The sequence below is a fragment of the Clostridium sp. FP2 genome, assembly GCF_011065955.2.
In the GTDB taxonomy this organism is placed as follows: Bacteria; Bacillota; Clostridia; order Clostridiales; family Clostridiaceae; genus Clostridium_AD; species Clostridium_AD tagluense.
In genome coordinates this window covers 4,908,311-4,921,773 of sequence record NZ_JAAMNI020000001.1, presented here as the reverse complement: position 1 = coordinate 4,921,773, position 13,463 = coordinate 4,908,311, and the positions used below count along the sequence as shown (strand labels likewise).

Below are 13,463 nucleotides of genomic sequence, written 5' to 3'. Positions count from 1 at the left end.
ATGAAAATATCAAATATCCACTTCGAAAATGATGTTTTTTTAGCTCCTATGGCAGGGATTACGGATATTGCCTTTAGAGGATTATGCAAAGAATTAGGTTGTGGTCTTCTATATACTGAAATGGTAAGCGCTAAAGGGCTGTATTATGGTAGTAGCAATACAGAGGCTCTTATGCAGATTTCACCAAAGGAGAAACCGGTAGCTATTCAGATATTTGGGAATGATCCTAAGATTATGGCTAGTGCCTGTGAGATATTCAATGCAAGACCTGATATATGTATGGTTGATGTAAATATGGGTTGTCCTGTGCCTAAGATAGTAAAAAATGGTGAGGGATCTGCTTTGATGCAAAATCCAAAACTGGCAGCTGAAATAATAGTGGAAATGAAAAAAGTTTCTACAAAGCCTGTTACAGTAAAGTTTAGAAAAGGATTTGATTCAAATAGTGTTAATGCTGTAGAATTTGCTAAATATATGGAGGATGCTGGAATAGATGCTATTGCAGTACATGGTAGGACTCGGGAGCAAATGTATGAAGGTAAGGCTGATTGGGACATTATAAGGGCTGTAAAAGCAAGTGTTAGAGTTCCTGTAATAGGCAATGGTGATGTCTTTTCTGTAGAGGATGCTATAAGAATAAAGGAAGTCACAAGTTGTGATGCTATAATGGTTGCAAGAGGAGCAAGAGGTAATCCATGGATTTTTAGAGAGATTATGCAGGCGATAAATGGTGAAGAGGTAATATTTCCTACTGCGGTGGAAAAAATAGATATGTGCATAAGGCATTTAGATTTAGCGACAAAATATTATGAAGAGATTAAAGCAGTTAGGGAAATGAGAAAACATACAGCCTGGTATGTTAAAGGTCTTAATAATTGCACTGAAATAAAGGAAAAAATTAACACTAAAACTAAATACGAAGATGTATTACAACTTCTTTTAGATTATAAAAAGTATTTAAAAATGGTAACTTCATAATTTTTAAATTAATATATGAATTTATATAATTATACTGAATAAGATAATAGTACATTAATTTACAAGGTGCATATTTATGAAGCCAATTTTATGTGTAACTTCAGATATTGATAATTCCTATAATGAATTTGGATTTTTAAGTAAAATTAAAGATAAACGAAAGATAAAGTTAATAAGTAATGAGTACATTAAAGAACTAGATATTAAATTGACAAATGTAAGGCTTCCACCTAATTTTAATAAAAGTGCATACTTAAATAACTTAAATTATGCGAAAAAGATATGTAAATGCGAAGGAGTACAATTATCATTAAAAACACTAAGAACCTTTGATTACAATTATTTTAATCTATTTCAAAAAAGATTTTTTGCTTTTACGGTTATAAAAAGTATGCAACTTATGCTCAGGGTGAGAAATAAAAGTCTTAAAAATTGTTGTATTGTGGTATGTGATGCCAGCGACACGATAAACTATAATATTATTGTGGAACTGGCAAAGCGAAGCAAATATATTGTATTTTTGTCATGGGATTTGGTGAAAGCCAGAAAATTAGCAGATTATATTATTGCTAATTTTGGTGTATCACCTATTGTAACAAATGATGAGCTCTATGCTATTAAAATAGCAGATTTTATTGTTTCGTCTGCGGATTATGAATTTAGTCCGGGTAAATTAGTATGGCTTCTAGATAATAGTATCAGCCAGGCAAAGAATAATATTTCTGTAAATGATGTAAGCTATAATGTACCCTGGAACACTTTTGAAATTGGATTTTCAATGGAACTCATAGGAGCGATATTATGCCAAATGCAAGAGGATGATATTGAAAAAGCTCTTAAGTATAATGGTATATATTTAAAAGAAATAAAATTCAACAATAATGTAATATGTTAGTGTGTTTTCCGCCTAACATATTGACAATATTAATGGGCTGATTTATAATGTGCTAATATGGTTATGTGGATTGTTATTCTAATAATGAATTTTAGCCCCAATAATTCATTAATTTGAATATATAATATTGTACAAAAAAATTGTAGGTTAAGAATATCTTATAAATTATACGAATATGCTAGTGTTTAAGAAAAACATTATTGCGGTTTTATGGATAGCTATTAGATTATTCAATAAAAATTTTAAAGGGGAGAAAGAAATGAGCCAACCAAAAAAATATGTAATGACTTATGAGGGGATAAGAAAATTAGAAGATGAATTAGAATTTCTTAAAACCGTAAAGAGAAAAGAAATAACAGAAAAGATAAAAGTAGCTTTGGGCTATGGAGATTTGAGTGAGAACGCAGAGTATGAGGAAGCTAAAAACGACCAAGCATTTGTAGAGGGTAGAATAATACAATTAGAAAATATGCTTAGAAATGCAAGTGTTATAGATGAAAATGAAATTGAAAAAGGTGTAGTAAGCATAGGGTCTATAGTTAAAGTTAAGGATTATGTGTTTAATGAGGAAGTTGAATTTTATATTGTGGGTTCAGCAGAAGCAGACCCAATGGAAAATAAGATATCAAATGAATCACCAGTTGGAAGTGCATTAGTTGGAAAGAAAGCAGGAGCGATTATAGAAGTGACAGTTCCTGATGGTATCGGAAAATACGAAGTATTAGAAGTTAAACGAGGTTAGTTTTTTTTAATATTTAATTTTTTATACTGTATAAGGGTACCTAACAATTTATTGTTGATAGGTACCCTAAAGAAATATATATACATAAGAAATAGTGCAGACTAAAATATTAATGTTTTTTCTGTGCTAGAAGAAATCAGGAGGGATATCAATGTCAAACGAAGAAAAGAACGAAGTAAAGAATGAAGAAAAGGATTTACATGAACTTGAAGCTAAATATAACGAACAGGTAACCATAAGACGACGTAAGTTATCTGATCTGCAAGAGCAAGGTAAAGACCCATTTGATGTATACAAAGTTGAAAGAACTCATACATCACAAGAAGTTAAAGACAATTACGAGAAGTTAGTAGGTACACAGGTTATTGTAGCAGGTAGACTTATGTCTAAAAGAGTTCATGGTAAGGCTGGTTTTTCTGATGTTCATGATAGATATGGTAAGATTCAACTTTACATAAAAATAGATGATGTAGGGGAAGAAAAATTAAAAGAATATAAAACTTTTGATATAGGCGATTTTTTAAGCATAACTGGTACTCCGTTTGTTACAAAAACTGGTGAAATATCATTACATATAGTGGATTTTCAGCTTATAGCTAAGTCTCTAAAACCACTTCCAGAAAAATGGCATGGTTTAAAGGATCCTGATTTAAGGTATAGACAAAGAGAAGTAGACATAATAATGAATCCAGAAGTAAAAGAGACTTTTATGAAGAGAATAGCAATAATCAGGTATATTAGAGAATTCTTAGATAATAAAGGATTTTTAGAAGTTGAAACTCCGATTTTAGCTCCAATAGCAGGAGGCGCAGCAGCGAGACCATTTATGACTCATCATAATACCCTAGACATTGATATGTATCTTAGAATAGCAACAGAGTTATATTTAAAAAGACTTATTGTTGCTGGTTTTGAAAAAGTATATGATATGGGTAAAAACTTCAGAAATGAAGGAATGGATGTAAGACATAACCCAGAGTTTACAATGATAGAACTATATGAGGCTTATGCGGATTATAATGATATGATGGAAATTACGGAAAATATGATAGCTTATGTTTGTGAAAAAATTCATGGAACTACAAAGGTTAATTATCAAGGCACTGAAATAGACTTTACTCCACCATGGAGAAGAATTACTATGGTAGATGCAGTAAAAGAGTATTCAGGGGTAGATTTTGCGCTAATTAATACTAATGAAGAAGCTAGAAAAATAGCTAAAGAAAAGCATTTAGAATTCAAAAAAGAGATAGACGATTGTACAAAAGCAGATATATTAAATGCGCTATTTGAAGAATATGCAGAAGAACATTTAATGGAGCCAACATTCTTATGTGATTATCCTGTAGAAATATCACCTCTTACTAAGAAGAAGAGAGGAAATTCAGAGTATACAGAGAGATTTGAAGGTTTTGTATTTGGACGTGAAGTATGTAATGCATACTCAGAATTAAATGATCCAGTAGTTCAAAGAGAGAGATTTATGCAACAAGCAAATGAAAGAGAACTAGGCGATGATGAGGCTTATTTAATAGATGAAGAATTTATGAGTGCATTAGAAACAGGAATGCCTCCAACAGGAGGGCTAGGTATAGGCATCGATAGAATGGTAATGTTCTTAACTGACTCTGCTTCAATAAGAGATGTCATCCTATTCCCTACAATGAAACCAATGCAGTAGTTTAAACAAATTATATTAAAAGGATATTTTAGTTAATCTAAAATATCCTTTTAATTTTTTCGTATATACTAAATTAAATTAAATTATAATAAAATACATCAAAGCTATTGATTTTTTAATTATTTATGTTATAATAATATTGTTGTTAAAAAAATATTATTCCGCGATAGCTCAACGGTGGAGCACTCGGCTGTTAACCGATAGGTTGAAGGTTCAAATCCTTTTCGCGGAGCCATTTTTTTTTTAATTTTTTTATTTTTTGAACTTAATAATAAAATTGTAAATTCTTTTACAATAATATAAATTTATTGGATTATTGTATGCTGTTATTGACAATAACATGAAGTTTAGTATAATATTAATATAATGAAATATTTCACTGTGATAAAGAAGAGTAGTAGTAGTACTTTTTAAGAGAGATTGTGGCTAGTGTAAACAATCAAAGTGTTATTATGAAAGGAACTTTTGAGTGTATAGAACTTAGAGCAGGGCTTGTGCCAATAAGGGTGGAACCGCGGAATTGATTTTCGTCCCTTAAGGTATAGTCTTTTTTTTATACTTAAAATACTAGAAGATTATTTAAGGTATCATTACACTATTAAAAAATTAGGAGGCATTAACATGGCATTTGAAAAAAGCATGGATAAGGTCGTTGGTTTATGTAAAAACAGAGGATTTGTATTTCCGGGATCCGATATATACGGAGGGCTCGCTAACTCATGGGATTATGGTCCTCTAGGTGTTGAATTTAAAAACAACATTAAAAAGGCTTGGTGGAAAAAATTTGTTCAAGAAAGTCCATATAATGTGGGTGTGGATTGCGCTATACTTATGAATCCAGAAGTTTGGATTGCAACAGGCCACGTTGGAGGTTTTTCAGACCCGCTAATGGATTGCAAAGATTGTAAAGCTAGATTTAGAGCAGATAAGTTAGTAGAAGACCATATGACAGAGCAAGGCGCAGAAGTAGCTACTGCGGATGGATGGACAAACGAGGAAATAAAAGAATATATAGAAAAACAGGGAATAGTATGTCCTAAATGTGGAAAGAAAAATTTTACTGATATTAGAAAATTTAATTTAATGTTTAAGACTTCTATGGGGACAACTGAAGAAAGTAAATCCGAAATATATTTAAGACCAGAAACCGCTCAGGGTATTTTTGTAAACTTTAAAAACGTTCAAAGAGCTACAAGGAAAAAGGTTCCCTTTGGTATAGGTCAAGTAGGAAAGGCCTTTAGAAATGAAATAACACCAGGAAACTTTATTTTTAGAATAAGAGAATTTGAACAAATGGAATTGGAATTTTTCTGTAAGCCAGGTACTGATTTAGAATGGTTTGCATATTGGAAAGAGTTTTGTGCTAATTTCTTATATAATTTGGGCATGGATAAGGAAAATTTAAGACTTAGAGACCATGGCCAAGAGGAATTATCATTCTATAGTAATGCTACTTGCGATATAGAATTCTTGTTTCCTTTTGGATGGGGAGAGCTATGGGGAATTGCTGATAGAACTGATTATGACTTAAAAAAACATATGGAACATTCAGGGAATGATTTGAGCTATCTAGATCCTATAACTAATGAAAAATATGTACCTTATTGTATAGAACCTTCTCTAGGTGCAGATAGAGTTGCACTTGCATTCTTAGTAAATGCATATGATGAAGAAGAAGTTAAAGGCGGCAAAGATGGAGATGTGAGAACCGTGCTTCATTTACATCCAGCACTTGCACCATTTAAGGCAGCTATTTTACCACTAAGTAAAAAATTATCAGAGAAAGCTAATGAAGTTTTTGCTATGCTAAGCAAAAAATTCAATGTAGACTATGATGAAGCTGGAAGCATAGGAAAGAGATACAGAAGAGAAGATGAAATAGGAACTCCATATTGTATAACTGTGGACTTTGATACTTTAGAAGACAATACCGTAACAGTTAGAGATAGAGATACAATGGATCAAATAAGATTAAATATAAATGATTTAGAAAAGTTTATAGAAGAAAAATTACAATTTTAAATTGTGATTGTTAGTTTGAACTAAGAGGATAGTCTGTGGTATGAAATAAGCTTTAAGAAGCTATATTTATACTATAGGCTATTTTTTTATAGAATAAACTTAACTAAAAATATTTATATTATGAAAAAAAGTGCATTCTACTGTAATCGTTAAAGTGTTATAATTAAGAGAAACAAATTTTGAAACCAATAATAAAATATTAAATATACGAAGATTGCATGGAGGGTTATATGAAGAAGAATTTCAGTGAATTTAAAGAGTTTATAAAAGGAAAAAAAGTTGGAGTTGTAGGTATAGGAGTTAGTAACATTCCTTTAATAGGATTCCTCGTGGAGTTGCAGGCTGTTGTTACAGCTTTCGATAAAAAAACTTATAGTTTACTTGGGACAGTTGCAACAGACTTTGAAAAAAAAGGTGTAAAACTAGTCTTAGGGGAGCATTACTTAGATGACTTAACAGGGTTTGATGTTATTTTTAAAACACCATCTATAAGAATAGATAATCCTGCTCTTTTAAAAGCAAAACAGGAAGGAACTTATATAACGTCGGAAATGGAAGAGTTCATAAAATATTGTCCTGCGAAAATTTTTGGTGTTACTGGTAGCGATGGAAAAACAACTACAACTACAATAATATATAATATATTAAAAGAAGAAGGATATAAAACTTGGGTTGGAGGGAATATAGGAACTCCACTTTTTGCAAATATTCAACAAATAAGCAAAGATGATAAAGTAGTATTGGAATTATCAAGTTTTCAGCTTATGACCATGACTGTTTCTACAGATGTAGCAGTAGTAACAAATTTAAGTCCAAATCATTTGGATATCCATAAGGATATGGAAGAATATATAGATGCAAAGAGGAATATATTTAAGTATCAAAATAAGGAGGGTATCCTTATACTTAATAAGGATAACACATTGACTTATGAACTTAGGAAAGAAGCTAAGGGAAAAGTTAAGTGTTTTAGTTTAAAAGAGAAGTTAAAAGATGGTGCATATTTTGAAAATGATAAATTGTTTATTATGAATAAGGAAGTATGTAGCCGCGCAGAAATAAAGATAAAAGGGATACACAATGTGGCGAATATGTTAACTGCATTTTGTGCAACGGAAGATGAAGTGTCAGTTGAGAGCATGAGAGAAGTAGCTACTACATTTATGGGGGTGCCTCATAGGGGTGAATTTGTTAGGGAAGTAGATGGAGTTAAGTATTATAATGATTCGATAGCATCTAGTCCAACAAGGACTATAGCAAGTATTAAAGCATTTGAAAAACCGGTTATACTAATTGCAGGAGGATATGATAAACAAATCCCATTTGAACCTTTAGCAGAACAAGGCTACTCAAATATTAAAACACTAATATTGGTAGGCGATACTAAATATAAAATAAAGGAAGTTTTCGACTGCATAATAAAAGAAAAGAAAATTTCTTTAGAAATTATATTAGCAGAAGATTTTAACGAGGCAATTTATAAAGCTAAAGAAATTGCAAGGCCTAATGATATAGTGACTTTGTCACCAGCCTGTGCAAGTTTCGATATGTTTGAAAATTTTGAAGTAAGAGGAAATAAATATAAGGAAATAATAATGTTATTATAGTATGGAAGTATATAGGCAATGATTTAATAAGAGATTGGGGAGATGATAATTCTCAATTGTTAGCCTCTCATTTATAGAAATGGGAGGCTTTCCTTTTGAAATGTGGTTAAATGCACAACAAATGCTCCTAGCGTATCATTATAAGTAAAAGGTCATATACTGGAGAAATAACTATAAATATGAATATAAATTCGTATAATCAATAATTTTAAACAATGTGCGCCTTAAACATATGATATTATATTAATTGTCGCTGGAACATACGGTTTCAAGTTAGATTTAAGTTCACAGTGATGAATTAAAAATTCATTATCAAAGTTTTTTAAAACAGTTGACAATGAAAGAAAAAAGAATTATAATAGTAAAAGTCGTCACATGATGACAACAACAGTTGGTCTTTGAAAATTAAACAGAGAAATAGGTAAAATAGCGAAATAATATTTCGTTAGACCAGTTAATTACTTTAGATAAAAAAGTAATTTTAGTCGTAAGACTAAAAAGTATGTAATGAGCTTGCTAACCAGCTTAACAGTTGGCGCAGATTATTCATTTCAAATAAAAAGTGTAAACTTTTAAATTGAGAGTTTGATCCTGGCTCAGGACGAACGCTGGCGGCGTGCCTAACACATGCAAGTCGAGCGATGAAACCCTTCGGGGTGGATTAGCGGCGGACGGGTGAGTAACACGTGGGTAACCTGCCTCAAAGAGGGGAATAGCCTCCCGAAAGGGAGATTAATACCGCATAATATGTTTTGATCGCATGATTGAAACATCAAAGGATTTTTCTTCGGAAAATTCCACTTTGAGATGGACCCGCGGCGCATTAGCTAGTTGGTGAGGTAACGGCCCACCAAGGCAACGATGCGTAGCCGACCTGAGAGGGTGATCGGCCACATTGGAACTGAGACACGGTCCAGACTCCTACGGGAGGCAGCAGTGGGGAATATTGCGCAATGGGGGAAACCCTGACGCAGCAACGCCGCGTGAATGATGAAGGCCTTCGGGTTGTAAAGTTCTGTCTTCTGGGACGATAATGACGGTACCAGAGGAGGAAGCCACGGCTAACTACGTGCCAGCAGCCGCGGTAATACGTAGGTGGCAAGCGTTGTCCGGATTTACTGGGCGTAAAGGATGCGTAGGCGGACATTTAAGTCAGATGTGAAATACCCGAGCTTAACTTGGGTGCTGCATTTGAAACTGGGTGTCTAGAGTGCAGGAGAGGTAAGTGGAATTCCTAGTGTAGCGGTGAAATGCGTAGAGATTAGGAAGAACACCAGTGGCGAAGGCGACTTACTGGACTGTAACTGACGCTGAGGCATGAAAGCGTGGGGAGCAAACAGGATTAGATACCCTGGTAGTCCACGCCGTAAACGATGAATACTAGGTGTCGGGGGTCGAACCTCGGTGCCGCAGTTAACACAATAAGTATTCCGCCTGGGGAGTACGATCGCAAGATTAAAACTCAAAGGAATTGACGGGGGCCCGCACAAGCAGCGGAGCATGTGGTTTAATTCGAAGCAACGCGAAGAACCTTACCTAGACTTGACATCCCCTGCATAACCCAGAGATGGGCGAAGTCCTTCGGGACAGGGTGACAGGTGGTGCATGGTTGTCGTCAGCTCGTGTCGTGAGATGTTGGGTTAAGTCCCGCAACGAGCGCAACCCTTATCATTAGTTGCTACCATTTAGTTGAGCACTCTAGTGAGACTGCCCGGGTTAACCGGGAGGAAGGTGGGGATGACGTCAAATCATCATGCCCCTTATGTCTAGGGCTACACACGTGCTACAATGGTGAGTACAAAGAGATGCAAGACCGCAAGGTGGAGCCAAACTCAAAAACTCATCCCAGTTCGGATTGTAGGCTGCAACTCGCCTACATGAAGCCGGAGTTGCTAGTAATCGCGAATCAGCATGTCGCGGTGAATACGTTCCCGGGCCTTGTACACACCGCCCGTCACACCATGAGAGTTGGTAACACCCGAAGTCCGTGAGGTAACCGTAAGGAGCCAGCGGCCGAAGGTGGGATTGATGATTGGGGTGAAGTCGTAACAAGGTAGCCGTAGGAGAACCTGCGGCTGGATCACCTCCTTTCTAGGGAGTAGATGCAAAGACTTCGGTCAATGCAACAAGAAGAATTTAATTATTCTTCAAAATGTCTACTGTAATTACTCGTAACCTATTCTCTGTTTAATTTTGAGAGACTAATTTTAGTTAACTCTTAGGCGTTAACTAATAAATAGTTTTTCTAAAATGAAATTCCAAAAATGGGGGTATAGCTCAGCTGGGAGAGCACCTGCCTTGCACGCAGGGGGTCAAGGGTTCGATTCCCTTTACCTCCACCATTAATGGGTCTATAGCTCAGCTGGTTAGAGCGCTGCTCTGATAAGGCAGAAGTCGATGGTTCGAGTCCATTTAGACCCACCATTTATGTTCTTTGAAAATTGCATAGTGAAATTAAAGTTGTTTAAAAGATTTAAAGCCATGTAAATGGTGTATAGATGAATTTAATACAATTTCGCAAAATGAATTAAAACGTTTATGTAAATAAACGAAATTATCTACGCAAGTAGATAAAGATAAAGGTTAAGCTACAAAGGGCGCATGGCGAATGCCTTGGCACTAGGAGCCGAAGAAGGACGCGTTAAGCTGCGATAAGCTTTGGGTAGGCGCAAATAGCCAGTGATCCAAAGATTTCCGAATGGGGGAACCCACATAGTAACAACTATGTACTGCATACTGAATAAATAGGTATGCAGAGGTAGACCCGGGGAACTGAAACATCTAAGTACCCGGAGGAAGAGAAAGAAACATCGATTTCCTAAGTAGCGGCGAGCGAAAGGGAAAGAGCCCAAACCTAGGTCTTTGACCTAGGGGTTGAGGATAGATCATAAATACTGCAATTCCTTAATTGAAGATAGCTGGAAAGCTGCTCCGCAGAAGGTAATAGGCCTGTAAATGAAAAGGAAAAACAGTCAGATCTAATCCAGAGTACCACGAGACACGTGAAACCTTGTGGGAAGCAGGGAGGACCACCTCCCAAGGCTAAATACTACCTAGTGACCGATAGTGAAGAAGTACCGTGAGGGAAAGGTGAAAAGAACCCCGGAAGGGGAGTGAAATAGAACCTGAAACCGTGTGCCTACAACCGGTCGGAGCACTTTTTATGTGTGACGGCGTGCTTTTTGTAGAACGAGCCAACGAGTTACGATATGTAGCAAGGTTAAGTACTTAAGGTACGGAGCCGAAGGGAAACCAAGTCTGAATAGGGCGCTATAGTTGCATGTCGTAGACCCGAAACCGGGTGACCTATCCATGGCCAGGATGAAGCGGAAGTAAAATTCCGTGGAGGTCCGAACCACGTTGGTGTTGAAAAACCATGGGATGAGCTGTGGATAGCGGAGAAATTCCAATCGAACTCGGAGATAGCTGGTTCTCCTCGAAATAGCTTTAGGGCTAGCGTCGATTAATTGAGTAATGGAGGTAGAGCACTGAATGGGCTAGGGGCTGACAACAGTTACTGAACCCTATCAAACTCCGAATGCCATATACTTTTATTTCGGCAGTCAGACTGCGAATGATAAGATCCGTAGTCAAAAGGGAAACAGCCCAGACCATCAGCTAAGGTCCCAAAGTGTAAGTTAAGTGGAAAAGGATGTGGGATTTCTAAGACAACTAGGATGTTGGCTCAGAAGCAGCCACTCATTCAAAGAGTGCGTAATAGCTCACTAGTCAAGAGATCCTGCGCCGAAGATGTCCGGGGCTAAAACTTACCACCGAAGCTATGGGTGTACACTATGTGTACGCGGTAGAGGAGCTTTCTGTACTGGCTGAAGTCATACCGTAAGGAGTGGTGGACGGTACAGAAGTGAGAATGTTGGCATAAGTAGCGAGAGTTAAGTGAGAATCTTAACGGTCGAAAACCTAAGGTTTCCTGAGGAAGGCTCGTCCTCTCAGGGTTAGTCGGGACCTAAGCCGAGGCCGAAAGGCGTAGGTGATGGACAATCGGTTGATATTCCGATACCACCAATGGACGTTATTAGAAATGGGATGACGCAGGAGGATAAGATGTGCACACTATTGGATGTGTGTCTAAGCATTTAGGCGGAGCAAGCAGGCAAATCCGTTTGCTCTTAACGCTGAGATGTTATGGGGAAGGGAATTTATTCCTGAAGTATCTGATTCCACGCTGCCAAGAAAAGTCTCTATCGAGGATATTGGTGCCCGTACCGCAAACCGACACAGGTAGGTGAGGAGAGAATCCTAAGACCATCGGAAGAATTGCTGTTAAGGAACTCGGCAAATTGACCCCGTAACTTCGGGAGAAGGGGTGCCTACGAAAGTAGGTCGCAGAGAATAGGCCCAAGCAACTGTTTAGCAAAAACACAGGTCTCTGCTAAAGCGAAAGCTGATGTATAGGGGCTGACGCCTGCCCGGTGCTGGAAGGTTAAGGGGATTACTTAGCGCAAGCGAAGGTATGAACTTAAGCCCCAGTAAACGGCGGCCGTAACTATAACGGTCCTAAGGTAGCGAAATTCCTTGTCGGGTAAGTTCCGACCCGCACGAATGGCGTAATGATTTGGGCACTGTCTCAACAGCACATCCGGCGAAATTGTAGTGCCAGTGAAGATGCTGGCTACCCGCGATTGGACGGAAAGACCCCGTAGAGCTTTACTGTAGCTTAGCATTGAATTTCGGTATTGTCTGTACAGGATAGGTGGGAGACTGAGAAACATGGGCGTCAGCCTGTGTGGAGTCATCCTTGGGATACCACCCTGACAGTACTGAGGTTCTAACTGGAGGCCATGAATCTGGTCACAGGACATTGTTAGGTGGGCAGTTTGACTGGGGCGGTCGCCTCCAAAAAAGTAACGGAGGCGCTCAAAGGTTCCCTCAGCGCGGTTGGAAATCGCGCGAAGAGTGCAAAGGCAGAAGGGAGCCTGACTGCGACACCTACAAGTGGAGCAGGGACGAAAGTCGGACTTAGTGATCCGGTGGTACCTCGTGGGAGGGCCATCGCTCAACGGATAAAAGCTACCTCGGGGATAACAGGCTGATCTCCCCCAAGAGTCCACATCGACGGGGAGGTTTGGCACCTCGATGTCGGCTCGTCGCATCCTGGGGCTGAAGTAGGTCCCAAGGGTTGGGCTGTTCGCCCATTAAAGCGGCACGCGAGCTGGGTTCAGAACGTCGTGAGACAGTTCGGTCCCTATCCGTCGCGGGCGTAGGAAATTTGAAGGGAGCTGTCCTTAGTACGAGAGGACCGGGATGGACAAACCTCTGGTGCACCAGTTGTCACGCCAGTGGCATCGCTGGGTAGCTATGTTTGGAAGGGATAAACGCTGAAAGCATCTAAGCGTGAAGCCCACCCTGAGATGAGATTTCCCATAACTCGTGCGTAAGCACGGTGTTAGTAAGACTCCTGGAAGAACACCAGGTTGATAGGTTAGAGGTGTAAGCATGGTAACATGTTCAGCTGACTAATACTAATAAGTCGAGGGCTTGACCTTAATATATATAAGCGAAAAATTTCACTATGCA

General features: G+C 37.7%; 6 protein-coding genes, 3 tRNA genes and 2 rRNA genes. All 11 read left to right on the top strand.

Annotated elements, in window-relative coordinates; genetic code table 11:
* The 11 genes from dusB to G9F71_RS23185 all read left to right on the top strand — a co-directional run bounded on the left by dusB (position 1) and on the right by G9F71_RS23185 (position 13,432).
* Positions 1–978 (top strand): tRNA dihydrouridine synthase DusB, encoded by a 978-nt coding sequence (dusB, locus tag G9F71_RS23235; RefSeq protein WP_164949466.1) that lies wholly within the window; start codon positions 1–3, stop codon positions 976–978.
* A gap of 76 nt (positions 979–1,054) precedes the next feature.
* On the top strand, positions 1,055–1,873 hold the full coding sequence (locus tag G9F71_RS23230) for a hypothetical protein (protein ID WP_164949467.1): 819 nt from the start codon (positions 1,055–1,057) through the stop codon (positions 1,871–1,873).
* Between the two features lie 259 nt (positions 1,874–2,132).
* Entirely contained in the window at positions 2,133–2,615 is a 483-nt protein-coding gene (gene greA / locus G9F71_RS23225) for a transcription elongation factor GreA (protein ID WP_124998369.1), read from the top strand.
* Positions 2,616–2,766: 151 nt separating this feature from the next.
* Positions 2,767–4,296, top strand: a complete 1,530-nt coding sequence (gene lysS, locus G9F71_RS23220) for a lysine--tRNA ligase (RefSeq protein WP_124998367.1) — start codon at positions 2,767–2,769, stop codon at positions 4,294–4,296.
* Between the two features lie 160 nt (positions 4,297–4,456).
* Positions 4,457–4,531 (top strand) — tRNA-Asn (locus G9F71_RS23215).
* Between the two features lie 386 nt (positions 4,532–4,917).
* Positions 4,918–6,318, top strand: coding sequence for a glycine--tRNA ligase (locus G9F71_RS23210; protein ID WP_164949468.1), 1,401 nt, complete (start codon positions 4,918–4,920; stop codon positions 6,316–6,318).
* Positions 6,319–6,548: 230 nt separating this feature from the next.
* Positions 6,549–7,925 carry a UDP-N-acetylmuramoyl-L-alanine--D-glutamate ligase gene (gene murD, locus G9F71_RS23205; protein ID WP_164949469.1) on the top strand — a complete coding sequence of 459 codons (1,377 nt, stop codon included), beginning with the start codon at positions 6,549–6,551 and terminating at the stop codon, positions 7,923–7,925.
* Between the two features lie 573 nt (positions 7,926–8,498).
* Positions 8,499–10,016 (top strand): 16S ribosomal RNA (locus G9F71_RS23200).
* 175 nt (positions 10,017–10,191) lie between these two features.
* A tRNA-Ala gene (locus tag G9F71_RS23195) sits at positions 10,192–10,267 on the top strand.
* Between the two features lie 5 nt (positions 10,268–10,272).
* A tRNA-Ile gene (locus tag G9F71_RS23190) sits at positions 10,273–10,349 on the top strand.
* 157 nt (positions 10,350–10,506) lie between these two features.
* A 23S ribosomal RNA gene (locus tag G9F71_RS23185) occupies positions 10,507–13,432 on the top strand.
* Together the 16S and 23S rRNA genes with 2 tRNA genes alongside form the textbook arrangement of a ribosomal RNA operon.
* The last annotated feature ends 31 nt before the right edge of the window (positions 13,433–13,463 follow it).

Bases quoted from the DNA above. Each gene is read 5' to 3' on its own strand.
- dusB (WP_164949466.1), top strand. From the start codon at position 1: ATGAAAATATCAAATATCCACTTCGAAAATGATGTTTTTTTAGCTCCT.
- G9F71_RS23230 (WP_164949467.1), top strand. From the start codon at position 1,055: ATGAAGCCAATTTTATGTGTAACTTCAGATATTGATAATTCCTATAAT.
- greA (WP_124998369.1), top strand. From the start codon at position 2,133: ATGAGCCAACCAAAAAAATATGTAATGACTTATGAGGGGATAAGAAAA.
- lysS (WP_124998367.1), top strand. From the start codon at position 2,767: ATGTCAAACGAAGAAAAGAACGAAGTAAAGAATGAAGAAAAGGATTTA.
- G9F71_RS23210 (WP_164949468.1), top strand. From the start codon at position 4,918: ATGGCATTTGAAAAAAGCATGGATAAGGTCGTTGGTTTATGTAAAAAC.
- murD (WP_164949469.1), top strand. From the start codon at position 6,549: ATGAAGAAGAATTTCAGTGAATTTAAAGAGTTTATAAAAGGAAAAAAA.